Source organism: Lentibacter algarum (genome assembly GCF_040580765.1).
GTDB lineage: Bacteria > Pseudomonadota > Alphaproteobacteria > Rhodobacterales > Rhodobacteraceae > Lentibacter > Lentibacter algarum.
The window spans coordinates 3,163,221-3,187,800 of record NZ_CP158687.1 but is presented as its reverse complement, the minus strand read 5'-3'; the positions used below and the strand labels follow the sequence as shown (position 1 = coordinate 3,187,800).

Here is a 24,580-nt window from a genome sequence, read left to right as displayed (position 1 = left end):
GGGCAGCGCCCCGGCTCTGCTCTCCCAAAAGGCAAATCCATGCGTGTAAACTACGACACCCTCGCCAAGACAATTCACTCTCTCACAGAGGGCGAAACAGACGAGGTCGCCTTGATGGCCACACTGGTTTGCGAGCTTCATCACGCAGATGACCGCTTCGACTGGACAGGTTTTTACCGCGTCACAGAGCCGAACCTGCTCAAAATTGGGCCGTATCAAGGCGGTCATGGCTGCCTGCAAATCCCCTTTTCGCGTGGTGTCTGCGGTGCCGCAGCGCGCACAAGAGAGGTGCAACTTGTTGACGATGTCGAGGCCTTCGAGGGCCATATCGCGTGTGCATCTAGCACCAGTTCCGAACTGGTGTTGCCTGTGTTCAATGCCGCAGGAGATGTCATCGCTGTCTTGGATATCGATAGCGATCAGCCCGCAGCCTTTATAAAAGAAGATGCGCAAGCCCTGACAACGATACTGGCGAGCGTTTTTTCACAGTGAGCCAATTTCCGATTGGGCTTCAGACAATTTGACCCGTTGGGATCGCGTGAAAAAACGCTTTGAAATTTCATTCTCTTGATGCATCGTGAAAATTGTTACGCAAATTTCACGGGAATCAAATGAACCAGGCCGCCACCTCTTCGCAAACTCTCGGGGCCGATCTGCGCGCCTTGCGAAAGGCGCGAGGTCTGACCCTGACAGATATGGCCGAAACGCTGGGCCGTTCTGTCGGCTGGCTCAGCCAAGTGGAGCGTGACTTGTCCGAGCCCTCAATCACCGATCTGCGCCATATGGCGCGTACGCTCGGCGTCTCTGTTTCAATGCTGTTCAGCCACGCTCCAGCTCCCACGCATGAGGCCGGGTATGTGGTACGCAACGGTGCCCGTCGCCCCATAGGCTCTGGCGAGGCGGGGCTTGTCGAAGAGCTCCTCTCCCCCGACCTCACTGACGATTTTGAGATGGTCCATTCTACCTTCCAGCCTCACTCCCGCATTGGCGAAGAGGTGACCCGCCCAACGCAAGAGGTCGGCTATCTGATCTCTGGCAAGCTTGATCTTGTCATCAGCGGCAAACGTTTCACAATCCATCCCGGCGACAGTTTCCGCATCCGCGGCGAACCGTTCGAGTGGATCAACCCCTATGACCACCCCGCAGTGGTCATCTGGGTTATTGCACCACCCGTGTACTAAGGCGCCGTGAAATGAGCTTCGAAGCCTGGACCATATTCGCACTTTTCTGGCTGGTGTTTGTCACAACACCGGGCCCCAATGCTGTCAATTGTATTCAGTCAGGCATGAGTCTTGGATTTGTCCGCGCCTTACCAGCAGTCGCAGCAATCCTCTGCCAAGCCTCGCTCTTTCTCACACTGTCAGGCTTTGGCATAACAGCGCTTCTAGCGGCGTCGCCAACAGCCTTTCTCATCCTCAAATATGCAGGCGCAGGGTTTCTCGTCTACCTCGGCTTGCGCGCAATACTGACCGCACATTTGCCGATCAAGGCAGGCAAGCACGCGGGCCGCTCGCTCTTCACCCGCGCCTTTCTCATCGCCACAATCAATCCAAAATCTGTCGCAGGCTACTTTGCCGCCTTCAGCCAGTTCGTAGACCCGAACACTCCGATTGCCGCTCAAATGTGGCTGATCGTACCCACTGCGCTCAGCCTCACAACCTTGAGCTATTGCACCTACACAGCGCTCGGCGCAGGCCTTGGAAAGCTCGCCCTTGGAGCCGTCTTCAACGTCTGGTTTCGCCGCGCAATGGGCCTCTGCTTTATCGCCTATGGCCTCGCCCTTGGCGCCACATCAGGGAGGACTTAAGCTTTGTTTGAGACTCTTTTTGCAATGGACACCGCCCTCATCCTGACCTTCACAGGCGCCGGTATCCTGCTCAATATCACGCCTGGCTCCGATGTCGCCTTCTCCATGGCTTCAGGTATTTCAGGCGGCCCGCGCGCAGGCGTTGCCGCGGCCACAGGCATTACCCTTGGTGGCCTCACACATGTCTTCTTCGCAGTCGTTGGCATCTCCGCGGCACTCATGGCCGTACCGCACGCCTATGATATCATCCGCTACCTCGGCGCTGCCTATCTGATCATACTGGCCGTCAAAACATGGCGCGCGCCACCCGAGCTAGAGAAAGCACGCGGCGCATCCCGCCTCGTCTCGGCCCTCAAGCGCGGCTACCTGACAAACCTGCTCAACCCTAAAGTCGCGCTCTTCATTGTCGCCTTCCTGCCCCAGTTCACCCGTCCCGAAGCGGGTCCAATCTGGCAGCAAATCTTTATCCTAGGGCTCATCTTCAACGCCTCAGGCCTCGTCATCAACAGCACCTATGGCATCGCCGCTGGCCTTGCAGGCCACCGCATCATTCGTATGGGCGGAACGCTCAACAAAATCACATCTATCGTCTTCGGCGGCTTAGCTGCGCGCCTCATCTGGGAGTAAACACCATGTCCGATATTCCAACAAAAGCCCGTGTGGTCGTCATCGGTGGCGGCGTTGTAGGCTGCTCTGTTCTGTATCACCTCGGTCTCAAAGGCTGGACAGATTGTGTGCTCCTAGAGAAGAACGAACTGACCGCAGGCAGCACATGGCACGCCGCAGGCAACGTGCCAACATTTAGCACCTCGTGGTCGATCATGAACATGCAGCGCTACTCGACAGAGCTCTACGCCCGCCTCGGAGCAGAGGTCGATTACCCAATGAATTATCACCAATCAGGCTCCATTCGCCTCGCCCATACCAAAGAGCGCATGCAAGAGTTTGAACGCGCGGCTTCCATGGGCCGCTACCAAGGCATCGCCATGGAAATCTGGACGCCCGAGGAGGCCAAAGAACACTACCCTTTCCTTGAAACCCACGATCTCGCAGGTGTGCTCTACGATCCGACAGACGGCGATATTGACCCCGCCCAGCTCACTCAAGCCCTCGCCAAGGGCGCGCGCGACATGGGCCAGAAAATCCTTCGCTTCTGCCCCGCCACAGGCGTCACCCAGCAGGCGGACAAAAGCTGGATCGTCCACACTGAAAAAGGCGATATCGCCGCCGACTATGTGGTCAACGCCGCAGGCTATTACGCCCAGCGCGTTGGCGAGTGGTTCAAGCCCTATGGCGGACGTACTGTTCCGATGATGGTGATGGAGCACCAGTATCTGCTGACAGAACAGATCCCCGAAGTGGTCGCATGGTCCGAAGAGCACGGCAAAAAGCTTCCCCTCATCCGCGATGTAGACGTCTCATACTACCTGCGCCAAGAAAAAGGCGGCTACAATCTCGGCCCCTATGAGCCAAATTGCAAAGCCCACTGGGAAGGCGGCGACGCAGAGATGCCCGATGATTTCTCCTTCCAACTTTGGCAGGAAGACCTCGACCGCATCGAGGATATCGTCACAGATGCCATGGAGCGTGTGCCACTTATGGCCACAACAGGTGTCTCAAGCGTCATCAACGGCCCGATCCCTTATGCCCCCGATGGCCTCCCACTGATCGGCCCTATGCCGGGCGTTGATAATGCCTTCGAGGCCTGTGTCTTTACCTTCGGCATCGCCCAAGGCGGCGGTGCTGGCAAGGTCATGGCCGAATGGATCGTCGATGGTGCAACAGAATGGGATATGTGGGCCGTCGATCCGCGCCGCTACACCGACTACACAGATCACGACTACTGCGTGGCGAAAGGCATGGAAGTCTACGGCAACGAATACGCCATGCACTTCCCGTGGCATCGCTGGCCCGCCGCCCCCGACCGCAAGCTGTCTGCCGTCCACGCACGCGTCAAAGCCCTCGGCGGACAGATGGGCGACTACAACGGCTGGGAGCGCGCCAATTGGTTCGCTCAGGACGGTGACGATACCTCCGAAGAAGCAACGCACACATGGGCCCGCTCTGGCCCATGGGAGCAGCGCATCCGCGAAGAATGTGAAGCAGTGCGCGATCATGTTGGCGTCCTTGATCTCCCGGGCTTCTCCCGCTTCAATCTCTCTGGCACAGGCGCAGCAGAGTTCTTGCGTAGCCAGATCACTGGCGCCCTGCCTAAAATCGGCCGCATGAATCTGATGTATTTCGCTGACACTCGCGGACGCATCCTCACCGAAATGAGCTGCGTTCGCCACGACGAGGACAGCTTTACACTTATCACAGCCGCCACAGCCCAGTGGCATGACTTTGAGCTTCTGCGCGCACGCCTCCCCGAGGGCCTCAGTCTCACCGACCACTCCACTGAGTTCGGAACCCTCATCGTCACAGGCCCGCAATCTCGCGCGCTCTTTGAAGACATCGGAACAGAAGCAGACCTCTCTCTGCCATGGCTCTCTCACCAGTCGGCCACAGTCGCAGGCCAGCCCTGTGCACTCGCCCGTGTCTCTTTCGCAGGTGAGCTCGGCTGGGAAGTCCACGCCACAAATGCCGCCCTCCCCGCAATCTACGAGGCCATCATCGCAGCAGGCGCCAAGCCCTTCGGCATGTGGGCGCTCAATTCTCTACGCCTTGAGAAAGGCTACCGCGCTTGGAAGGGTGACCTCTCCACAGATTACTCCCTCTTTGAAGGCGGCCTTGAGCGCTTCGTGAAGCTCGACAAGCCTCAGGACTTCCCCGGCAAAGCGGCGCTTCTGGCCGAAAAGCAGCAAGGCAGCAAAAAGCGCTTCGTCACACTTCTGGTTGAAGCTGGCGATACAGACGCGCCCTATATGTCCTGCATCTACTCGGGCGGCGCGATCGTCGGCGAAACAACCTCAGGCGGCTGGGGCTACCGCATCGGCAAATCCATCGCCTTGGGCATGGTCAGAGCCGATCTTGCCCAAGCTGGCACAGAACTCGAAGTCGAAATCTACGGCACGCGCTACAAAGCTGTGGTGCAAGAAGACGCCCCCCTCTGGGACGCCAGCAACGAAAGACTGCGCGCATGACAAACATAACGCTCCTCGACGGCTCCATCGGACAGGAAATCGTCAAACGCTCTGGCAGCCGCGCCACTCCGCTCTGGTCCACATCCGTAATGATGGAGCAGCCCGAAGTCGTGCGCGCTGTGCATCTTGACTACTTCAACGCAGGCGCAACCATCGCCACGATGAACAGCTATGCGATATGGCCTGACAGGCTCGAACGCGTCGGCCTCGCAAACGAACACCCCCATCTTCTCGACACCGCCGCCGCCGAGGCCGTGGCCGCGCGCGCCGCTTTCGGATCTGGTCGGATCGCCGCCTCTTTGGGCCCCCTCGGCGCAAGCTATCGCCCTGATATCACGATCCCGCTTGACGAGGCCGCTGAAGCCTACCGTATCAACATGGAGCGCCTCGCGCCCAGCGCCGATCTCTTCCTGATCGAAACGGTCTCCTCCGTGCACGCCGCACGCGGCGCGCTTATGGGTTGCGCCACATCAGAGAAGCCCGTCTGGCTCGCCATCACAGTCGATGATGATGACGGAACCAAGCTGCGCTCAGGCGAATCTGTTTCCGATCTTGCCCAGCTTGTTTCAGAGTTTGCCCCTGCCGCGTTGTTGGTGAACTGCTCCCGCCCCGAAGCCATCGCTGCAGCGCTCGATCTCATCGCGCCCATGGGCCTGCCCTTCGGCGCCTATGCCAATGGATTCACGCGTATCTCCGAGGGCTTCCTAAAAGCAGCCCCGACAGTCGACGCATTAGAACAACGCAAAGACCTCGGCCCAAAAGAATACGCCGCCTTCGTCATGCATTGGATCACCCAAGGCGCAACCATCGTGGGCGGCTGCTGCGAAGTCGGCCCCGAGCACATCACCGAACTCGCCACCCAACTCAAAGCCGAAGGCCACACCATCATCTAACGTCCTCTTTCCAAAAATATCCCGGGGGTGCGGGGCTGGCCCCCGCCGCTCCGCCAAGCCAAGCCCCATCATCCATGGAGTCACCCAAATGCCCACTCTCCCCTCAAAAGCCCGCGTCGTTATCATTGGCGGCGGCATCGTCGGTTGCTCCGTCGCCTATCACTTAACAAAACTTGGCTGGAAAGATGTGGTTCTGCTTGAGCGCAAGCAGCTCACCTCAGGCACAACATGGCATGCCGCAGGCCTAATTGCTCAGCTACGCGCCACGGCCAATATGACCAAGCTCGCGAAATACTCCCAAGAGCTTTACGGCAACCTTGAGGAAGAAACAGGCGTCGCCACCGGCTTTAAGCGCGTCGGCTCCATCACAGCAGCCCTCACAGGCGAGCGCCTCGAAGAGCTGCACCGCTCCGCCGCCATGGCCCGCGCTTTCGGTGTTGAGGTCGAAGAAATTTCGCCGTCCGAAATTAAACAACGCTACGAACATCTCAACATCGAAGGTGTCACAGGCGGCGTTTACCTCCCCCTTGATGGTCAGGGAGACCCAGCCAACATTGCCCTCGCCCTCGCCAAAGGCGCGCGCCAACGTGGCGCAACCGTGCAAGAGCGCGTCAAAGTCACTGATATTGTCAAAAATGGCCGCCGCGTGACATCCGTCAACTGGCAAGGCGAAGATGGCACATCAGGCGAAATAGAGACCGATATGATCGTCAACTGCGCAGGTATGTGGGGCCACGATGTCGGGCGTATGGCAGGCGTAAATGTCCCCCTTCACGCTTGCGAGCACTTCTATATCGTTTCCGAGCCCATCACTGGCCTCACACAGCTGCCCGTTCTGCGCGTCCCCGATGAATGCGCCTATTACAAAGAAGACGCTGGCAAGCTGATGCTCGGCGCCTTCGAGCCGCGCGCCAAACCTTGGGGCATGGAGGGCATCTCCGAGAGCTTCGAGTTCGACCAGCTTCAAGAAGATTTCGATCATTTCGAGCCGATTCTCGAAAAGGCCGTCAACCGTATGCCCATGCTCGGCGAAGCCGGCATCCATACCTTCTTCAACGGGCCCGAAAGCTTCACTCCTGATAACGCCTATCACCTCGGCCTCGCACCAAATATGGATAACGTCTGGGTCGCCGCTGGCTTCAACTCAATTGGGATCCAGTCCGCTGGCGGCGCGGGTATGGCCCTCGCAGCATGGATGGACACAGGCGCAAAGCCGTTTGATCTCGGCGATGTCGATATCTCCCGCATGCAGCCCTTCCAAGGCAACAAACACTACCTCTTCGAGCGGTCCAAAGAGGCCCTCGGCCTCCTCTATGCCGATCACTTCCCCTTTCGTCAGAAAGACACCGCTCGCGGCATACGCCGCACACCCTTCCATGACAAACTTCTCGCAAACGGCGCCGTCATGGGCGAGCTCGCGGGCTGGGAGCGCGCCAACTGGTTCGCCAATGAGGGGCAGAAGGCAGAATACGAATACACATGGCAGCGTCAGAACTGGTTTGAAAACCGCGCCGCCGAACACGCCGCCATCCGCGAAAACATCGGCATGTATGATATGTCGTCCTTCGGCAAACTGCGCGTCGAAGGCCCCGATGCGGAGCGCTTCCTCAACAACGTCTGCGGCGCAAATATGTCCGTGCCCACAGGCAAGATTGTCTACACACAGTTCCTCAATGCGAAGGGTGGCATTGAGGCCGACGTTACAGTCACGCGCCTCAGTGAAACAGCCTATCTCGTGGTTACCCCCGCTGCCACGCGCCTCGCTGATGAAACATGGCTACGCCGCAATCTCGGCTCTAACATAGCTGTCATCACCGATGTCACAGCAGGCGAAGGTGTCCTCGCCGTTATGGGCCCCAACGCGCGGGCGCTCCTGCAAGCTGTCTCGCCAAACGACTTCTCAAACGAGGCCAACCCCTTTGGCACCGCACAGGAGATCGAGCTTGGCATGGGCCTCGCTCGGGCCCACCGCGTCTCATATGTGGGAGAGCTTGGTTGGGAGATCTATGTAAGCACAGACATGGCAAGCCACGCCTTCGAAACGCTCCATGCCGCTGGCCAGCCCCTCGGCCTCAAGCTCTGTGGCATGCACACAATGGACAGCTGCCGTATCGAGAAAGCCTTCCGCCACTTCGGTCACGATATCACCTCCGAGGACAATGTCGTCGATGCAGGCCTCAGCTTCGCAGTTGATCTCTCCAAACCCGATTTCATAGGCAAGGCCGCCGTCGCCGCCCGCAAGGAAAGCGGCCCCAAGGCGCGCATGGTGCAGTTCCTTTTACAAGACAGCCAGCCACTCCTCTACCATAACGAGCCGATCCTGCGTGATGGCGAAATTGTCGGCTACCTAAGCTCAGGCGGCTACGGCCACACTCTCGGCGCAGCCGTCGGCCTTGGCTACGTTCCCTGCGAAGGTCAATCTGCCACTGAGGTTCTGGCAAGCTCCTATGAAATCGATATCAAAGGAACTCGCGTCAAAGCAACGGCCTCTCTCAAGCCGATGTATGATCCCAAATCAGAGAACGTGCGCGCCTAGCTCTTCCTCTTTCTTCAAGTATCCTGGGGAGCGCGAGGGGCAAAGCCCCTCGCCGCAGTCGGATTGTGCAAAGCACAATTCGAAACCAAAGCGTTGCGTCACGGGACTAGCCCTCCCCATCAAAACAGCCTAGTCATTCAGAGAAGAGGAGCGCCACATGCCAGAGAACCGCGACACACCCCAAGGCCTCGCCTTTGCGCTCACAGCCTACGTGCTTTGGGGATTCCTGCCCCTCTACATGAAATTGCTCAGCCATATTCCCCCTGCCGAAGTGGTCGCGCATCGGGTGATCTGGTCTCTCCCCATCGCCGCAACCCTGCTCATAATTCTTGGGCGCACAGGCGATATCAAAACCGCTCTCACAACGCCCAAAATGCTGGCTATGGGCTGCGTCACTGCCGCGCTGATCTCGATCAACTGGGGCTTCTACGTCTGGGCAATCACATCAGGACACGCCCTAGACGCAGCACTTGGGTACTACATCAACCCGCTCTTCTCCGTCTTCCTCGGTGCGGTCCTGCTCGGCGAGCGGCTCAACAAACTTCAGCTTGCCGCTCTTGCCCTCGCCTTTGCCGCCGTGGTGATCCTTACCCTTGAAGCAGGCAAGCTCCCGTGGGTCGCGATCGCACTCTTCGTCACATGGGGCTTTTATGCGCTGGCGAAGAAGTCGCTCCCCATCGGGCCCAATCAAGGCTTTCTGCTTGAAGTAATGATCCTCACACCGCCTGCGATAGCCTATCTTATCTGGCTTGGCCCAACAGGAAACTTCCTCGGCAGCGCCTATGATACATGGCTTCTCCTCGGCTGCGGCGTGGTCACCGCCGTGCCGCTTCTCATCTACGCCAACGGCGCCAAGCTCTTGCGCCTCAGCACAATAGCAATTTTGCAATACATCGCTCCCACGATGATCTTCCTCATCGGCGTCTTTGTATTCAAAGAGCCCTTCGGCGGCGCGCGGATGATTGCCTTCCCAATGATCTGGATGGCGCTTGTGCTCTATTCCATCGCCATCTTCCGCAACATGCGCGCCGCACGCAAACTCGCGGGCAAAACAGCGGCAACGCCATGACAAAAACACTCCTCACCATAGGCCAAGGCTACTCGGCCAACGCCCTCGCTGGACGCCTTTCCCCCAAGGGCTGGAAGCTCTTCGGGACAACCCGCTCGCCCGAGAAATTCGCCGCGATACAGTCCCTTGGCGTTATCCCGTTGATCTTCCCCGAAGGCGATCTGACGGACGCGTTGTCCGAGGCAACACACCTGCTGATCTCCGTTTCACCCTCTGAGAACGGCGACCCCTTCTTAGCGAAATACGGTTCTAAACTACGCCAATATGCGCCCAATCTAGAATGGGTCGGCTATCTCTCAACAACTGGCGTATATGGCGACCACGCAGGAGGCTGGGTCACAGAAGAGACCCCGCTCACGCCAAGCAGCCGGCGTGGCCTGATGCGCGTCGAAGCCGAAAACCAGTGGCGCGGGACAGGTCTGCCGCTCCACATCTTCCGCCTCGCAGGAATATATGGTCCCCATCGCGGCCCATTTGAAAAAATCCGCAATGGCACAGCCAGACGGATCATCAAGGAAGGCCAAGTCTTCTCACGCACCCATGTGGACGATATCGCCCAAGTGCTTCTCGCATCGATCAAAAGCCCGAACGCGGGCGCGGCCTATAATGTCTGCGATGATATGCCAGCGCCTCCGCAAGACGTCCTCGCCTATGCCGCTGAGCTTCTTGGTATGGCCCCGCCGCCAGAGGTGCGCTTTGAAGACGCCGAACTTTCCCCCATGGCGCGCAGCTTTTATGGCGAAAGCAAACGCGTCGCAAATGAACGCATCAAGAATGACCTCGGCGTGACACTCCATTACCCCGACTATAAGTCTGGCCTTCAGGCTGTCCTCGCGGCCGAAACGCGCAAATAAACTTGCCTTTCGCGCCCCAGCCCCTACCTAACTCTAAACCCTAGCTTTCGAGGCCCATATGTCCCTGCGCGCAACGCTCGCCAAACTCGTCGATCACCCAAGAACCGCAACGATCATTACAGCCGTAATCATCTTTAACGCGATCATCCTCGGCTTGGAGACATCCCAAAGCGCCATGGCAAACTATAGCGGGCTGATCAAAACGCTTGATACGCTCTGCCTGACCATCTTCGTGGTCGAACTGCTCGCCAAGCTCGTCGCCCACGGCCCCCGCTTTTTCCGCTCGGGTTGGAACATATTCGACTTTGTGATCATCGCCATTTCGCTTATCCCTGCGGGCCAAGGCTTCTCCGCAATGCGCGCCCTGCGCATCCTGCGGGTGCTCCGTGTGATCTCGGTCGCCCCGTCTCTACGCCGCGTGGTCGAAGGCCTCATCACGGCAATGCCCGGGATGGGCTCGGTCTTCATGCTGATGGGCCTGATCTTCTACATCGGCGCCGTCATCGCCACAAAACTCTTCGCCGATGCCTTCCCGCAGTGGTTCGGCTCGCTCGGGGCATCCGCTTACACACTCTTTCAGATCATGACGCTCGAAAGCTGGTCCATGGGGATCGTACGCCCCGTGATGGAAATCTACCCCTACGCATGGGCCTTCTTCCTGCCATTCATCCTCGTGACAACTTTCGCAGTGGTCAACTTGCTCGTCGGCCTCGTGGTCAACTCCATGCAAGACGCCCACCACACCGAAGACATCGCCAACACCGACGCCTACCGCGACGACGTCAAAGCACGCCTCGATGCGATTGATAAAAAGCTGGATGCTTTGGGCGGCGAGCGGAAAGGTTAGGTTTCTCTTTCTGGGAAATAGTCTTCATCTATCGAGCGGATGACATATTGCGCCCGCGCCCTCACGCCGACACCGTGCTGGATCATCAGTCTGGCCAGCATTTCACCGTCGATCAAAACAATCCGTTGTTGAACACGGCTGATATAATCCTGCGCTTCGCGAGAAAACGCCGAGGTCGTAACAAACACGCCCTTCGTTGCGCTTTCGCCTGTGAGAGAGCCGACAAACTTCTGGATATCAGGCCGACCAACCTTGTTTGAAGGATCATAGCGCTTGGCCTGAACATAAACGGCATCAAGCCCCAGAGCGTCTTCATTGATCACCCCGTCAATCCCGCCATCTCCCGATTTACCGATACTCTTTCCCATGGAAGAGTCCCCACCGCCGTAGCCCATAGCTACCAGCAGATCGACAATCAGCTGTTCAAATCGCGCAGGAGAAACAGAGAGCACCGCCTCCAGCAAATCGTTCCTCAACAGCGCTTCAATTTCACGGTGGCTCTTCGCCATTAAGTCTTCTGGCGTCGACGCTTCACTCTTGCTGTCAGCATTTTTAGCGTCGTTTGAATTGTCGTTTTGTGTCGTCGAAGACCGCTGCAAAAACTCAAGAAACCGGTCATATCGTTTTAAGTAATCAGCGTTCAGCCCTTGAGGCGGGTTCGCTAGCAACGCTTCCCCCTCTTGGGTGAGCCGGTAATGCCCCCGCTTGATCGGCTCAACCAATCCAGCTTGCGACATATAGTTTCGCGCCCAATGCGCGCGGTTTGCCAAGACGGTTTGTTTGCCACTCGGCAACAGCTCTTCAAACTCGTTTTCTGAAATCGCAAACTCGCTTCGCAGCGGCTCGAGGCAGCTTGGGATTGTTTCATGCCCTGTGGCAATGAGCTTCAGGACAGGTAACATCAAAACTTGATAATTAGGAATCGTCATACACACTACACTCTGTTTTAGTCTAAGCCCGCTGCCCCTTCACCTGAGCAACCCCAAGCACATCGAGCACTTTCGTGACGATGTCCGCGGCCTCTAGCCCTGCCTCGGCATACATTTCTGAAGGCGATCCTTGGTCAATAAACCAGTCAGGCAAGACCATAGAGCGGAACTTGAGCCCCGCGTCAAAAGCGCCTTCCTCGGCCAGAAGCTGCGCCACATGCGAGCCAAACCCGCCCACAGCGCCCTCTTCCAGCGTGATCAGAACTTCATGTTCACGTGCCAGCCGCAAGATCATCTCTTTATCCAAAGGCTTCGCAAACCGCGCGTCTGCGACAGTCGGAGTAATCCCCTTCGCGGCCAGCTGTTCGGCGGCTTTCTCGGCCTCGGCCAGCCGCGTGCCAAAGCTCAAAAGCGCCACGCGCGCGCCCTCACGCACAACACGGCCCTTACCGATCTCAAGCGCAACGCCGCGCGCCGGCAGCTCTACGCCAACGCCCTCGCCGCGCGGATACCTGAAGGCAATAGGCCCCGCATCATAGCTCGCTGCCGTAACGACCATATGCTTCAGCTCCGCCTCGTCAGACGCCGCCATCACAACCATATTGGGCAGGTTCGCGAGATACGCGATGTCATAGCTCCCCGCATGCGTCGCCCCATCGGCGCCAACAAGCCCTGCACGGTCAATCGCAAAGCGTACAGGCAGGTTCTGCAACGCCACATCATGCACAATCTGGTCGTACCCGCGCTGAAGGAACGTCGAATACATCGTGCAAAACGGCTTCATCCCGCCCGCCGCCAAAGCCGCGCAAAAAGTGACACCATGCTGCTCTGCAATGCTCACATCAAAGCAGCGGCTGGGGTAACGTTCGGCCATCAAGTCAAGCCCAGTGCCGCTCGGCATCGCCGCCGTGACAGCGCAGATCTTGTCGTCTTCTGCCGCAAGCGCAACCAGCTCATCACCAAACACAGCCGTATAGCTCGGTGCATTGCTCGGCGTTTTCACTTGCTTCCCAGTGATCACATCAAACTTCGCCGTCGCGTGGCCCTTGTCGTCGCGCGCCTCGGCGGGGGCATAGCCCTTACCCTTTTTGGTGATCGCATGAATAAGGATAGGCCCCGTTGCGCGCGCCTTCACAGTGCGCAGAAGCGGCAGCAGCTGGTCCATGTCATGGCCATCAATCGGCCCGATATAGCTAAAGCCCAGCTCTTCAAAAAGCGTGCCGCCCACGGTCATACCCTTGAGCATTTCCTTGGCCCGCTTCGCCCCCTCTTGAAAGAACGGTGGCATCAGACTGACCGCGCCCTTGGCCGCAGCCTTGAGTTCCTGAAAAGGCTCCTCGGCATACAAACGGCTCAGATAACTCGAAAGCGCGCCCACAGGCGGCGCAATACTCATCTCGTTGTCATTCAGGATCACAATCAGCCGCTTGCCCAAATGCCCAGCGTTGTTCATCGCCTCAAAAGCCATGCCCGCGCTCATCGCGCCATCGCCGATAACGGCAATCGCATCGCCCAGTCCTTCGGGGCAGTTTCCGCCCAAGTCGCGCGCCACAGCAAAGCCCAGCGCAGCGCTGATCGAAGTGGAGCTATGTGCCGCCCCGAAGCAATCATATGGGCTCTCAGAACGCTTGGTAAATCCGCTCAGGCCGCCACGCTTGCGCAAAGTGCGGATACGGTCCCGCCGCCCTGTTAGGATCTTGTGAGGGTAAGACTGATGCGAAACATCCCAGATAATCTTGTCTTTGGGCGCATCAAAAACAGCATGCAGCGCCACGGTCAGTTCAATCACACCCAAACCGGCGCCCAAATGTCCGCCCGTTTCACTCACCGCCGAAATCGTCTCGGCGCGCAGCTCTCCAGCCAGCGTAACGAGTTCGCCATCGCTCAGCCGCTTCATATCAGCGGGGCTGGCCACTTTATCTAGCAGCGGGGTCTTGGGGCGGTCGGTCATAATCACCCTTTCAAGGGAACACTCATTTGCGCCGCGAGATAACGAAGCGCGCAGCCTCTCGCAAGCAATCAGCATTGTCTTTATAAACAGATAAGGCCTCACAGGCCTCTTCCACAAGGCTTGCCGCTTGGCGTTTTGCCGCATCAAGCCCCAGAAGCGAGACAAATGTCGCCTTGCCAGCCTCTTCATCCTTGCCCACGGCCTTGCCCGTTTCTTGCGCATCACCTTCTACATCAAGAATGTCATCAGCAATCTGGAAGGCAAGCCCAAGCCTGTCGCCATAGGTCTCTAATCCAGCACAATCAGCGCCCGCCATCACAGCGCCAGCCGTCGCTGACCAACGGATCAGCGCGCCTGTCTTGCCGTTCTGAACAGCCTTGATCTCGGCCAGAGTCAGCGGCATCTCACTGGTTTCCGCCGCAATATCCATCATCTGGCCGCCAACCATCCCGCCATGACCACTCGCCTCAGCCAGCCCCCGCAACAGCGGGAGCGCATTGGGCATATCCTCGCTCGCGAGCAGCTCAAAGCCCTTGGCTTGCAAAGCGTCCCCCGCCAAAACGGCAGTGTGCTCGTTCCATTTCTTGTGCACCGTGGGCTTACCACGGCGCAGGTCATCGTCGTCCATGCACGGCAGATCATCATGGATCAGCGAATAGGCATGGATACACTCCACAGCCAGCCCCGCACGTGTCGCAGCTTCAAGCCCCTGCCCGTGCAGCCGCGCCGATTCGATCACAAGAAAAGCCCGCAGGGCCTTCCCGCCCTCCAGCGCATAGCGCATCGCTTCGAGCAGCTCGGCCTCAGGCCGCGAACGGGCCTCTTCAAAAAACGCTTCAGGCGCTTGCTGCATCAGGCTCTGCGCCCGCGTCAACGCCGCCTCAAAGCCCAGTGGTTCAATCAACGTCAAGCGGCTTCGTCCCTGTCGGATTGCCTTCGCCATCCAGCGTAATCGCGGCGACTTTTTCTTCTGCGTCCTTCAGCTTACCTTCGCAATGCTTCTTCAAAAGCGCGCCGCGCTCATAAAGCTTGATAGAGTCATCCAGTGGCACATCACCCCGCTCAAGCTGGCCCACAACTTTCTCAAGTTCGGCCATCGCCGCCTCAAAGCTCATCTCGGTAACAGGTGTCTCGCTCATGCGTCTCTCCAGCTCAATTTTCCCGACCATACAGGCGCTTCGTTTAGGGTTCAATTCACAACCGCCCGCGCATATGCTCTCCCTATGACAGTGGTTGAGACGAGTAACATTGAGCTTTTCCCCGAAGAGGCCCGCGCCGCTTTGGACAGGCTCACTCATGTCGCATCCACGGCCCTTCAAGGCCGCGTCTACAGCATCGGCCCTGCGCTTCACCTCGTACCAAGCCGTCACGCCGTGTTTCAAGGCAGCTTTCAGGGCCAAGACGCTGTGTTCCGCCTTACGCTCTCCGCCGAGGCGCAAGCGACAACCACAAAAGAATGGGATGAACTCGCCCGCGCCTGGGCTTATATGAATACGGCTCCGCTCACCGTTCAGGAGCCTCTCTTTCACGCTCCCGAAGCTGGCCTAACCATTACGGCGCTGGCCAAAGGCGAAGGCCTGCTGACAGCGCTCTGGCGTCTACCGTCGGAGGAACGCTCCGCCCCCATAGCGCGCTCCGCCGACTGGCTGCGCAAATTTACTGCGCCAACCGAAGAGTGGCGCGCCCCCAATCGACGCCCGTGGCGCAGCTGGGCCGAGAAAGCCGCCGAAAAACAGCCGCACGACAGCCTGCGCAACGTCGAATCCCGCGTGTTTCAAAAAATGAAAAAACTGTACCGCCAGATCGACTTTCCCGAATGGCGCGTGGCGCTCGCCCATGGCGACTTTCATCTCAACAATCTCTTCTGGGATGGCCAGACCGTCACCGCGATTGATCTTGGCGCAACCAATCACGCCCCACTCTACAAAGACATCGCCCGTGCGCTCGTTCATATGGCCCGCCGCGGCATGCTTCCCTCAGGCTCACGCCGCTTCGGTGTCGACGCCGCCGCCTTTGAAGCCTTCACAAAGCGCTTTGAGTTTTCCGACCAAGAAGAAAACGGCTTCTTGCCCTACTTCATCTGCTTTGAAGCCCTAATCAAAGTCGAGCACCCAAACATGCCCCAAGCGCGGCTTGATCATGCTGAAGCCATGTCAAATGCGCTTCTGGATGATCTCAAGCAGATCACTTAGCCATCTTTGCCTTCAGCTCGTAAAGCACAGCCAGCGCCTCGCGCGGCGTCAGCTCGTCGGGGAAGACGTCGGCCAAAGCGCCTTCCACTTCACTCTCCTTGGCCTTTACTGGTGCGGGCGCAGGTGTGGCACTAAACAATGGCAAATCGTCAATAACGGCCTTTGCAGAGCCTTCCCGCTCGCCCTTCTCCAACGCGTCAAGCACAACACGCGCCCGCGCAATCACGCTCTCGGGCAGACCAGCCAACTTGGCAACCTGCACCCCATAAGAGCGGTCCGCGACACCTTTGCGCACCTCATGCAAGAAGATGATATCGCCCTCCCACTCTTTCACCATGACAGTGGCGTTGGAGCAGCGCTCAAGCTTGTCAGACAGCTGGGTCATTTCATGATAGTGCGTCGCAAAAAGCGCGCGGCAGTGGTTGCTCTCGTGCAAGTGCTCCAGCGTGGCCCAAGCAATCGAGAGGCCATCATACGTCGCCGTGCCGCGCCCAATCTCGTCGAGAATAACAAGCGCACGTTCATCCGCCTGATTGAGGATCGCGGCGGTTTCCACCATCTCGACCATAAAAGTCGAGCGCCCCCGTGCCAGATCATCACTCGCGCCCACACGGCTGAAAAGCTGGCTCACAATCCCCACACGTGCCGCCACCGCAGGCACATAGCTTCCCATCTGTGCCAGCACAGCAATCAGCGCATTCTGGCGTAGAAAGGTCGACTTACCCGCCATGTTCGGTCCCGTCAGAAGCCAAAGCTGGTCGTCTTCAGCCAACACGCAGTCATTCGGGACAAAGCTTGTGCTACCCTGCCGCCGCAAAGCCTGCTCCACAACGGGGTGGCGCCCTTGGCTGATCTCAAGCGCATGGCTCATGTCAACGGAGGGCCGTGCCCAATCTTCTTCCCGCGCGATGCTGGCAAGCCCAAGGGCAAGGTCGATTTCGGCCAGCGCCCCCGTGGCCGCAAAGACAGCCTCCTGCTCCGCCAGAATGGCACCGCGCAGCTCGCCAAAAATCCGCAGCTCAATCTCGGTCGCGCGTCCGCCCGCATTGAGTATTCGTGTTTCCATCTCGTTCAATTCAGGCGTGGTAAAGCGCACCTGATTGGCGGTGGTTTGGCGGTGTTTGAAGCGTTCGTTAAGTGGCGCGCCCAACATTTTCTCCGCATGGGTCGCCGTCACCTCGATGAAATACCCAAGCACATTGTTGTGCTTGATCTTGAGCGCCGCAATCCCCGTGTCAGCGGCATAGTCCGCCTGCATCTTAGCAATCACGCCGCGTCCCTCGTCGCGCAAGGCGCGGCTGGCGTCGAGCTCTTCGTCATAGCCGGCTGCCACAAACCCGCCATCGCGGGCAAACAAAGGCGGCTCCGCCACAAGCGCCGCATCAAGCAGATCAACGAGTGCATCATGCCCCAAAAGCTTTTGGCCTGCTTCTCTCAAAAGCGTGGGCAGCTCAAGTTTGGCCATATTAGAGCCTATATCACCCGCTTTCCCAAGACCGTTGCGAATACTCGCCAAGTCTCTCGGCCCGCCGCGCTCTAGCCCAAGCCTTGAAAGCGCGCGCTCCATATCTGGCACATGGCGCAAGCTGTCACGAGTGTCCGCCAGAAACCCTGTATCAGCCAGCCCAACACTCACAGCATCCAGACGCGCAGAAATCTCGGCCACGTCACAAGAGGGCGAGCTAACCCGCCGCTCCAAAAGCCGCGCGCCCTGCGCTGTCAACGTGCGGTCAATCGCCCCCAGAAGCGAGCCAGCGCGCGCACCCTGCATAGAGCGCGTCAGCTCAAGATTGCGCCGCGTGGCCGCATCAATCTGCATAACCCGTCCCGCCACTTCGCGCACGGGTGCTGCCAAAAGCGGCAGCTTCCCCTTCTGGGTGATCTCCAGATAATCAAGCACAGCCCCCAGCGCCGAAACTTCAGCGCGTGAAAATTGGCCAAAAGCGTCCAAGGTCTCGACTTCAAAAAAGGTACAGAGCCGCTTCTGAGCCCCCTCGCTGTCAAAGCTGGCCTTGCCCAGTTCGCTCACAGCGACGCCTTGTTCCTCAGCCAGCGGCGCAAGCTCGTTAAACTGTGCATCCGCAAAAACAATTTCACTCGGTGAAAGCCGCGCAAGCTCTGGCCCCAGCCGCACGCGCGATAGCTCCATAACCCGAAAGTCACCTGTGGACATATCAAGCCAAGCCAGCCCTGCCACATCGCGAATCTCGATATACGCCGCCAAAAAGTTGTTGCGGCGCGCCTCCAAAAGGCTGTCTTCTGTCAGCGTGCCCGGCGTGACAAGCCGCACAACATCCCGCCGCACAACTGATTTATAGCCGCGCTTCTTGGCCTCTTCGGGACTTTCCAACTGTTCACAAACAGCCACACGAAAGCCCTTGCGAATAAGCGTCAAAAGGTAGTTCTCAGCCGCATGATGGGGCACACCGCACATGGCAATATCCTCGCCGTCGTGTTTGCCTCGCTTGGTCAGCGCAATATCCAGCGCTTCCGACGCTGCCACAGCATCGTCAAAGAACATCTCGTAAAAGTCGCCCATGCGATAAAACAAGAGCGCCTCGGGGTAATTCCCCTTAATCTCAAGATACTGCGCCATCATTGGCGTCACAGTTGGCTTGGCAGCGCTCACAGGCTCATCCCCCCGAATGGTTGGGGCCAAACTAATCTGCCAAGCGACCGCGCGAAAGCCGAAAGTCTGAAATCGTTTGAGAGAAGCGCCGACAAAGGCTATGACTGCCCGACCCCTTATTAAACCAGTATTGAATCAGGCCAAAAATGACCAAGCAGAAGATCTCCCGCGAAGACGCCCTTGCCTTTCACCTTGAGCCAACACCTGGCAAATGGGAGGTGCAGGCAACTGTCCCCATGACAACACAGCGGGATCTTTCTCTTGCCTACTCTCCGGGCGTTGCCGTCCCTTGCGAAGACATCGCCGCCAATCCAGAGCTCGCCTATGACTACACCAACAAAGGCAATCTCGTCGCCGTGATCTCCAACGGTACGGCCGTCCTCGGCCTTGGCAATCTGGGCGCGCTCGGCTCCAAGCCCGTGATGGAGGGCAAGGCCGTACTCTTCAAACGCTTTGCTGATGTCAACTCAATCGATCTTGAGCTTGATACAGAAGACCCCGACGAGTTTATCAACGCCGTGCGCCTGATGGGCCCGACATTCGGCGGCATCAACCTCGAAGACATCAAAGCGCCCGAATGCTTCATCATCGAGCAAACTCTCAAAGAGCAGATGGATATCCCCGTCTTCCACGACGACCAACACGGCACAGCCGTGATCTGCGCAGCTGGGCTTCTCAACGCCCTGCAAATTTCCGGCAAGAAAATCGAAGACGTCAAAATCGTCGTTAACGGCGCTGGCGCAGCAGGCATCGCTTGTATCGAACTGATCAAAGTCATGGGCGCAAAGCACGACAACTGCATCCTTTGCGATACCAAAGGCGTGATCTATCAGGGCCGCACCGAAGGCATGAACCAGTGGAAATCGGCTCACGCCGCCAACACGCCTGCGCGCACACTCGCAGAAGCCATGGATGGCGCCGATGTCTTCCTTGGCGTCTCCGCCAAAGGCGCGGTCACGCAAGAGATGGTCGCCTCCATGGGCAAAAACGCCGTGATCTTCGCCATGGCCAATCCTGACCCCGAGATCACACCCGAAGAGGCCCATGCCGTGCGCGAAGACGTGATCGTCGCCACAGGCCGCTCGGATTATCCCAATCAAGTGAACAACGTCCTCGGCTTCCCCTATCTCTTCCGCGGCGCGCTCGATATCCACGCTCGCGCCATCAACGACGAAATGAAAATCGCCTGCGCCGAAGCGCTGGCCAAACTGGCGCGCGAGGATGTCCCTGACGAAGTCGCAATGGCCTATGGCAAAAAGCTCAGCTTCGGGCGCGACTACATCATCCCGACACCGTTTGATCCGCGCCTGATTTATGTGATCCCTCCCGCCGTCGCCAAGGCAGGTATGGACACAGGCGTCGCCCGCCGCCCGATCATTGATATGGACGCCTATGAGGCCTCCCTCAAATCGCGGATGGACCCGACAGCCAGCATCCTGCGCAGCCTCAACGCCCGCGCCCGTCAAAATCAGGCGACAATGATCTTCGCCGAAGGCGATGATCCCCGCGTGCTGCGCGCCGCCGTCCAGTATCAACGCTCTGGCATGGGCCGTGCCCTCGTCGTAGGCCGCGAGGATGATGTAAAAACCAAGCTCACTGCCGAAGGCATGGCCGATGCTGTTGGCGAGCTCGAAATCGTCAACGCCGCCAATTCGCCCCACTTGGCCGAATACAAGGCCTTCCTCTACAAGCGCCTCCAGCGTCAAGGGTTTGACCGCCACGATGTGCACCGCCTCGCTGCGCGCGACCGTCACGTGTTCGCAGCGCTTATGCTGGCCCATGGTCATGGCGAAGGCCTCATCACAGGTGCTACCCGCAAGTCGGCACACGTAATGCAACGCATCAACATGGTGTTTGACGCAAGCGCCGAAGCAGGCGCAGTGGGCGTCACGGCACTGCTTCACAAAGGCCGCATTGTTCTCGTTGGCGATACGCTCGTCCACGAATGGCCTGACGAGCAAGACCTCGCCACAATCGCCGAGCGCTCAGCCGATGTCGCACGCCACTTGGGCCTTGAGCCCCGCGTCGCATTCGTCAGCTTCTCCACATTCGGCTACCCGCGCTCCGAGCGCGCCGAGAAGATGCACAAGGCACCAAGCGTTCTTGAAGCCCGCGGCGCTGATTTCGAGTATGAGGGCGAGATGACAGTCGATGTCGCGCTGAATGCTCAGGCGCAAAAAAGCTACCCCTTCTCGCGCCTCACAGGTCCCGCCAATATCCTCGTCGTTCCTGCGCGTCACTCCGCCTCCATCAGTACAAAGCTGATGCAGGAAATGGCCGGCGCAACAGTTATTGGCCCCATTCTTGCGGGCATCGACGAAAGCATCCAGATTTGTTCCACTGTCTCGACAGTCAATGACATCCTGAACATGGCCGTGCTCGCCGCCTGCAAAGTCGGGTAAACCATGACGCTCTTCTGCCTCGGCTCGATCAACCTCGACCACTTCTACGAGGTTCCTCACCTCCCCGCGCCGGGCGAAACCATCCTCGCCGAGAGCCACAGCACAGGCCTCGGCGGCAAGGGCGCAAACCAGTCGGTCGCCGCGGCCCAAGCTGGTGCGCGTGTGGTGCATATCGGCGCAGTCGGCCCCGATGGTGCATGGGCCGTCTCCCGCCTCAAAGCGCTCGGCGTCGACACCACGCATATCTCCGAGGTCACCGCCCCAACAGCCCACGCGATTATCAATGTGGACCCAAAGGGCGAAAACGCTATCGTCGTTTTCCCTGGTGCCAACATGCAGCAGTCTCTGACACAGCTCAAAACCGCTCTGCTTAGCGCAAAGCGCGGCGATATGCTGCTTCTCCAAAACGAGACCAACCTTGCTTTTGAGGCCGCCACACTCGCGCGCAGTCTTGGCCTCAAAGTGCTCTACGCCGCCGCGCCCTTCAATGCCGCGGCAACAGCCGCGCTCCTGCCGCTGACCGATATTCTCATTCTCAATGCTGTCGAAATGAAACAACTGTCTGAGGCCAAAAGCACAGCCGATCTTTCCCCCGAAACGATCGTGGTAACCGAAGGCTCAAAAGGCGGCTACGCCCTGACATCCAAAGGCAAACAGCGCTTCTCGGCCTTCCCCGTGCAAGCGCTAGACACAACAGGCGCAGGCGATACTTTCACAGGCTATCTCGCCGCCGCCCTGCAGGAAGGCCAAAGCCTGCAAGACGCCTTGCGCTGCGCCGCCGCCGCCTCTGCCCTCAAAGTCACAAAAAGAGGGACAGCTGACGCCATCCCCTCTCGCTCCGCAGTCGACAGCTTCCTAAAGGCTCAAGCCTAGCTGACTCTTCCTCGTTCTAGAAATATCCTAGGGGAGAGGTTTCAAAAGCCCTCGGCTTTTGAAACTGATGGGGCAAAGCCGCCTCACCACCAATACGCGGCGCAACCTACCCCGCAAACGGCGCTGCACCGCCCCAGAGAGCCTTCACCTTTGCGTCACGACCACAGGCCTTGCGATAAAACTTATACGCACTTGCCTTGCTCTTCGGACCCGCCCGCGTCAGGACAATATCAGAGCTCTTATAATAATCCTGATGATAGTCCTCGGCTGGGTAAAAGCCGCTCAGCGGCAAAATCTTAGTAACGATTTTGCGCCCCAAGTCCTGACCCGCCGCGCTCACAGCCTGCTCAGCGGCCACCCGCTGATCTGTGCCGTTATAAAACAGCGCTGTCTTATACGCAGGCCCTCGGTCACAAAACTGCCCGCCATCATCCGTCGGATCAATCGAGCGCATGAACTTGTGCAAAATCTCGTCACGGCTGATCTTTCCCGCATCAAAAGTGATCTTCACAACCTCATAATGTCCTGTGTGATCCTTGTAAGTCGGGTTTGTCGATTTCCCACCGGCAAAGCCTGAGACCGCAGCAATCACACCGGGAACCCCCTCAAAGTCAGACTCCACACACCAGAAACAGCCACCAGCGACAACAATCTCCTCGCGCGGACCTGCCTCAGCCATGATGGCTTGCATCATCAGCGCCAGCGCAATCAACACCGCCAGCATCAAGGCCTTCATTTCTCTCACACAGCACATCATAGCTTTCACTCCTGCTAAACGTCCCCTCATTCTAGCGCGTAAAAACTCCCCTGTAGACAGGCCTCACAGAGAGGTTACTACTGATCCCCGAAACGTGAGAGGTCGAAACATGAGTGACAAAATAACAACCCACGCCGCCGAAGAAGATGCACGCAACGAAGACCTCCAGATTTGGCTCAACGGCCGCTGCGTCCCCAAGGCCGAGGCGCTTGTGTCTGTCTATGACAGCGGTTTCATGCTCGGCGATGGCGTATGGGAAGGCTTGCGCCTCTACAACGGTCAATGGGCCTTCTGGGATGAACATTTTGACAGGCTCTTTGAGGCCGCCAAAGCGATTGATCTTGATATCGGCATGACCCGTGATGAGCTCTATTCGGCCCTGTTAGAGACACAATCCGCAAATGATATGACAACAGACGCCCATGCGCGCCTCATGGTCACTCGGGGGGTCAAAACGCGTCCCTTCCAACACCCCTCACTCAGCCGCCAAGGCCCCACCATCACAATCATCATGGAGCACTCCCAGCCCAAAATCCCGCGTCCCATCCGCCTCGCCACGGTCCCTCACATCCGCGGCCTGCCGATGACACAGGACCCAAAGCTCAACTCCCATTCCAAGCTCAACTGCATTCTCGCCTGCATCGCCGCTGAAAAGGCAGGCGCCGACGAGGCGCTGATGCTTGATGTCCACGGCTTCGTAAACACAACCAACGCCTGCAATTTTTTCATCGTGCGTAAAGGCGCCGTCTGGACCAGTACAGGCGACTATTGCATGAACGGAATCACCCGCCAGAAGGTGATTGATGTTTGCCGCGCTGATGGCATCCCAGTTTATGAGCGCAATTATTCGCTTGTCGATACCTACGGCGCAGATGAAGCCTTCCTCACAGGCACATTCGGCGCACAAACCCCCGTCAGCGAGATAGACGGACGCCAGATCGGGACAGGGGAAATGGGCCCCGTAACAAAACGCATCCGTGCGCTCTACAAAGCACTGATTGAGGCCCGCGCATGACCAAAATCGCAATGTGGTCCGGCCCACGGAATCTATCAACCGCGCTCATGTACAGCTTCGGCAACCGCGCCGATTTCGCCGTGGTCGATGAGCCCTTCTACGCCCATTACCTGCGTGAAACGGGTCTCGCACACCCAATGCGCGAGGAGGTTCTCGCCTCCCAGCCCCAAGATGCAGATCAGGTTATACAGTCTCTAACAAACCCCATATCAAAGCACTTCTACCAAAAGCACATGTGCCAACACATGCTGCCCTCGGTGCCGCGCGACTGGATGAACACTGTCAAAAACGTCTTTCTGATCCGTCACCCGGCCCGCGTAATCGCCAGCTTCGGCGCAAAATATGAAGACTTCGGCCTCGCTGATATCGGCTTCTCCCAACAGCTCGAACTCTTCGAGATGCTCCGCGCCGAGAGCCATACCCCCCTTGTCATCGACAGCGCAGATATCCGTGAAGAGCCTGAACCGATGCTCACAAAACTCTGCACCGCGCTCGATCTCTCCTTTGATCCCGCGATGCTGAGCTGGCCCAAAGGCGGCCACCCCTCCGATGGCGTCTGGGCCGCCCATTGGTACAATGCAGTGCACAGCTCCACAGGCTTCGCCGGCCCCGAAGGGCCACTGCCCGTCCTGGAAACAGAGGCTCAGCAAGAGCTTCTCGCAAAAGCCCTGCCCATCTACGAGCGCCTCGCCGCCCATAAACTTGCGCCCTAAAGCCATAAGCGAGTCAAAATTCAGCCCCAA

Annotated in this window: 21 protein-coding genes; 15 read left to right on the top strand and 6 right to left on the bottom strand. The window is 58.3% G+C overall.

The features are described 5' to 3' along the window. Positions 1 to 39: 39 nt before the first annotated feature. The 10 genes from DSM117340_RS15845 to DSM117340_RS15800 all read left to right on the top strand — a co-directional run bounded on the left by DSM117340_RS15845 (position 40) and on the right by DSM117340_RS15800 (position 11,089). Complete coding sequence (locus tag DSM117340_RS15845) at positions 40 to 492, top strand: GAF domain-containing protein (RefSeq protein WP_089893943.1); 453 nt, start codon at positions 40 to 42, stop codon at positions 490 to 492. 119 nt (positions 493 to 611) lie between these two features. Continuing rightward, positions 612 to 1,181, top strand: a complete 570-nt coding sequence (locus DSM117340_RS15840) for a helix-turn-helix domain-containing protein (RefSeq protein WP_089893940.1) — start codon at positions 612 to 614, stop codon at positions 1,179 to 1,181. A gap of 11 nt (positions 1,182 to 1,192) precedes the next feature. Next, positions 1,193 to 1,807 carry a LysE family translocator gene (locus DSM117340_RS15835; protein WP_089893937.1) on the top strand — a complete coding sequence of 205 codons (615 nt, stop codon included), beginning with the start codon at positions 1,193 to 1,195 and terminating at the stop codon, positions 1,805 to 1,807. 3 nt (positions 1,808 to 1,810) lie between these two features. Further along, entirely contained in the window at positions 1,811 to 2,434 is a 624-nt protein-coding gene (locus DSM117340_RS15830) for a LysE family translocator (protein ID WP_245724472.1), read from the top strand. A gap of 5 nt (positions 2,435 to 2,439) precedes the next feature. Continuing rightward, on the top strand, positions 2,440 to 4,890 hold the full coding sequence (locus DSM117340_RS15825) for an FAD-dependent oxidoreductase (RefSeq protein WP_089893934.1): 2,451 nt from the start codon (positions 2,440 to 2,442) through the stop codon (positions 4,888 to 4,890). Continuing rightward, on the top strand, positions 4,887 to 5,783 hold the full coding sequence (locus DSM117340_RS15820; RefSeq protein ID WP_089893931.1) for a homocysteine S-methyltransferase family protein: 897 nt from the start codon (positions 4,887 to 4,889) through the stop codon (positions 5,781 to 5,783). Before DSM117340_RS15825 ends, DSM117340_RS15820 begins: the two co-directional genes overlap by 4 nt. Positions 5,784 to 5,871: 88 nt before the next feature. Further along, a complete protein-coding gene (locus tag DSM117340_RS15815; protein WP_089893928.1) occupies positions 5,872 to 8,319 on the top strand; it encodes an FAD-dependent oxidoreductase in 2,448 nt (815 codons plus the stop codon). A gap of 157 nt (positions 8,320 to 8,476) precedes the next feature. Continuing rightward, a complete protein-coding gene (gene rarD, locus DSM117340_RS15810) occupies positions 8,477 to 9,388 on the top strand; it encodes an EamA family transporter RarD (protein WP_089893925.1) in 912 nt (303 codons plus the stop codon). Then, positions 9,385 to 10,242, top strand: coding sequence for an SDR family oxidoreductase (locus tag DSM117340_RS15805; RefSeq protein WP_089893923.1), 858 nt, complete (start codon positions 9,385 to 9,387; stop codon positions 10,240 to 10,242). The genes rarD and DSM117340_RS15805 overlap by 4 nt, the downstream gene beginning before the upstream one ends. A gap of 58 nt (positions 10,243 to 10,300) precedes the next feature. After that, the gene (locus DSM117340_RS15800; RefSeq protein ID WP_089893920.1) at positions 10,301 to 11,089 is read left to right on the top strand and encodes an ion transporter; all 789 of its coding nucleotides are present in this window, start codon (positions 10,301 to 10,303) and stop codon (positions 11,087 to 11,089) included. On the opposite strand, the gene DSM117340_RS15795 is transcribed toward DSM117340_RS15800, so the two are convergent. From DSM117340_RS15795 to DSM117340_RS15780, 4 genes are read right to left on the bottom strand one after another with little or no spacing between them, the layout of a single operon-like run. Continuing rightward, positions 11,086 to 12,018 (bottom strand): restriction endonuclease, encoded by a 933-nt coding sequence (locus DSM117340_RS15795; protein WP_089893917.1) that lies wholly within the window; start codon positions 12,016 to 12,018, stop codon positions 11,086 to 11,088. The two genes, DSM117340_RS15800 and DSM117340_RS15795, sit on opposite strands and share 4 nt — an antisense overlap. Positions 12,019 to 12,040: 22 nt before the next feature. Continuing rightward, positions 12,041 to 13,969 (bottom strand): 1-deoxy-D-xylulose-5-phosphate synthase, encoded by a 1,929-nt coding sequence (gene dxs / locus DSM117340_RS15790; RefSeq protein WP_089893915.1) that lies wholly within the window; start codon positions 13,967 to 13,969, stop codon positions 12,041 to 12,043. 22 nt (positions 13,970 to 13,991) lie between these two features. Beyond that, a complete protein-coding gene (locus DSM117340_RS15785) occupies positions 13,992 to 14,822 on the bottom strand; it encodes a polyprenyl synthetase family protein (protein ID WP_089894128.1) in 831 nt (276 codons plus the stop codon). 43 nt (positions 14,823 to 14,865) lie between these two features. Continuing rightward, a complete protein-coding gene (locus DSM117340_RS15780; RefSeq protein WP_089894126.1) occupies positions 14,866 to 15,108 on the bottom strand; it encodes an exodeoxyribonuclease VII small subunit in 243 nt (80 codons plus the stop codon). Between the two features lie 84 nt (positions 15,109 to 15,192). Between DSM117340_RS15780 and DSM117340_RS15775 the strand changes: the two genes are divergently transcribed. Next, on the top strand, positions 15,193 to 16,161 hold the full coding sequence (locus DSM117340_RS15775; protein WP_089893912.1) for a phosphotransferase: 969 nt from the start codon (positions 15,193 to 15,195) through the stop codon (positions 16,159 to 16,161). On the opposite strand, the gene mutS is transcribed toward DSM117340_RS15775, so the two are convergent. Further along, a complete protein-coding gene (gene mutS / locus DSM117340_RS15770; RefSeq protein WP_089894122.1) occupies positions 16,154 to 18,760 on the bottom strand; it encodes a DNA mismatch repair protein MutS in 2,607 nt (868 codons plus the stop codon). The genes DSM117340_RS15775 and mutS overlap by 8 nt on opposite strands. A gap of 176 nt (positions 18,761 to 18,936) precedes the next feature. Between mutS and DSM117340_RS15765 the strand changes: the two genes are divergently transcribed. After that, the gene (locus DSM117340_RS15765; RefSeq protein WP_089893909.1) at positions 18,937 to 21,192 is read left to right on the top strand and encodes an NADP-dependent malic enzyme; all 2,256 of its coding nucleotides are present in this window, start codon (positions 18,937 to 18,939) and stop codon (positions 21,190 to 21,192) included. Positions 21,193 to 21,195: 3 nt separating this feature from the next. Beyond that, positions 21,196 to 22,065 carry a ribokinase gene (locus tag DSM117340_RS15760; RefSeq protein WP_089893906.1) on the top strand — a complete coding sequence of 290 codons (870 nt, stop codon included), beginning with the start codon at positions 21,196 to 21,198 and terminating at the stop codon, positions 22,063 to 22,065. A 106-nt stretch (positions 22,066 to 22,171) separates the two neighbouring features. Here DSM117340_RS15760 and msrA read toward each other — a convergent pair whose 3' ends face one another. Continuing rightward, entirely contained in the window at positions 22,172 to 22,822 is a 651-nt protein-coding gene (gene msrA / locus DSM117340_RS15755) for a peptide-methionine (S)-S-oxide reductase MsrA (protein ID WP_089893904.1), read from the bottom strand. A 109-nt stretch (positions 22,823 to 22,931) separates the two neighbouring features. On the opposite strand from msrA, the gene DSM117340_RS15750 reads away from it, so the two are divergent. Both DSM117340_RS15750 and DSM117340_RS15745 read left to right on the top strand, forming a co-directional pair. Continuing rightward, positions 22,932 to 23,837: a D-amino acid aminotransferase gene (locus DSM117340_RS15750; protein WP_089893901.1), complete on the top strand. Its 906-nt coding sequence runs from the start codon at positions 22,932 to 22,934 to the stop codon at positions 23,835 to 23,837. Continuing rightward, positions 23,834 to 24,550 carry a sulfotransferase family protein gene (locus tag DSM117340_RS15745; RefSeq protein WP_089893898.1) on the top strand — a complete coding sequence of 239 codons (717 nt, stop codon included), beginning with the start codon at positions 23,834 to 23,836 and terminating at the stop codon, positions 24,548 to 24,550. The genes DSM117340_RS15750 and DSM117340_RS15745 overlap by 4 nt, the downstream gene beginning before the upstream one ends. The last annotated feature ends 30 nt before the right edge of the window (positions 24,551 to 24,580 follow it).

Excerpts from the sequence above, each read along its gene's own strand:
- DSM117340_RS15780 (WP_089894126.1), bottom strand. The coding sequence starts at position 15,108 with ATGAGCGAGACACCTGTTACCGAGATGAGCTTTGAGGCGGCGATGGCC.
- rarD (WP_089893925.1), top strand. The coding sequence starts at position 8,477 with ATGCCAGAGAACCGCGACACACCCCAAGGCCTCGCCTTTGCGCTCACA.
- DSM117340_RS15845 (WP_089893943.1), top strand. The coding sequence starts at position 40 with ATGCGTGTAAACTACGACACCCTCGCCAAGACAATTCACTCTCTCACA.
- DSM117340_RS15800 (WP_089893920.1), top strand. The coding sequence starts at position 10,301 with ATGTCCCTGCGCGCAACGCTCGCCAAACTCGTCGATCACCCAAGAACC.
- msrA (WP_089893904.1), bottom strand. The coding sequence starts at position 22,822 with ATGATGTGCTGTGTGAGAGAAATGAAGGCCTTGATGCTGGCGGTGTTG.
- dxs (WP_089893915.1), bottom strand. The coding sequence starts at position 13,969 with ATGACCGACCGCCCCAAGACCCCGCTGCTAGATAAAGTGGCCAGCCCC.
- mutS (WP_089894122.1), bottom strand. The coding sequence starts at position 18,760 with ATGATGGCGCAGTATCTTGAGATTAAGGGGAATTACCCCGAGGCGCTC.
- DSM117340_RS15815 (WP_089893928.1), top strand. The coding sequence starts at position 5,872 with ATGCCCACTCTCCCCTCAAAAGCCCGCGTCGTTATCATTGGCGGCGGC.
- DSM117340_RS15760 (WP_089893906.1), top strand. The coding sequence starts at position 21,196 with ATGACGCTCTTCTGCCTCGGCTCGATCAACCTCGACCACTTCTACGAG.
- DSM117340_RS15835 (WP_089893937.1), top strand. The coding sequence starts at position 1,193 with ATGAGCTTCGAAGCCTGGACCATATTCGCACTTTTCTGGCTGGTGTTT.
- DSM117340_RS15805 (WP_089893923.1), top strand. The coding sequence starts at position 9,385 with ATGACAAAAACACTCCTCACCATAGGCCAAGGCTACTCGGCCAACGCC.
- DSM117340_RS15825 (WP_089893934.1), top strand. The coding sequence starts at position 2,440 with ATGTCCGATATTCCAACAAAAGCCCGTGTGGTCGTCATCGGTGGCGGC.
- DSM117340_RS15750 (WP_089893901.1), top strand. The coding sequence starts at position 22,932 with ATGAGTGACAAAATAACAACCCACGCCGCCGAAGAAGATGCACGCAAC.
- DSM117340_RS15785 (WP_089894128.1), bottom strand. The coding sequence starts at position 14,822 with ATGCAGCAAGCGCCTGAAGCGTTTTTTGAAGAGGCCCGTTCGCGGCCT.
- DSM117340_RS15820 (WP_089893931.1), top strand. The coding sequence starts at position 4,887 with ATGACAAACATAACGCTCCTCGACGGCTCCATCGGACAGGAAATCGTC.
- DSM117340_RS15840 (WP_089893940.1), top strand. The coding sequence starts at position 612 with ATGAACCAGGCCGCCACCTCTTCGCAAACTCTCGGGGCCGATCTGCGC.
- DSM117340_RS15795 (WP_089893917.1), bottom strand. The coding sequence starts at position 12,018 with ATGACGATTCCTAATTATCAAGTTTTGATGTTACCTGTCCTGAAGCTC.
- DSM117340_RS15745 (WP_089893898.1), top strand. The coding sequence starts at position 23,834 with ATGACCAAAATCGCAATGTGGTCCGGCCCACGGAATCTATCAACCGCG.
- DSM117340_RS15765 (WP_089893909.1), top strand. The coding sequence starts at position 18,937 with ATGACCAAGCAGAAGATCTCCCGCGAAGACGCCCTTGCCTTTCACCTT.
- DSM117340_RS15775 (WP_089893912.1), top strand. The coding sequence starts at position 15,193 with ATGACAGTGGTTGAGACGAGTAACATTGAGCTTTTCCCCGAAGAGGCC.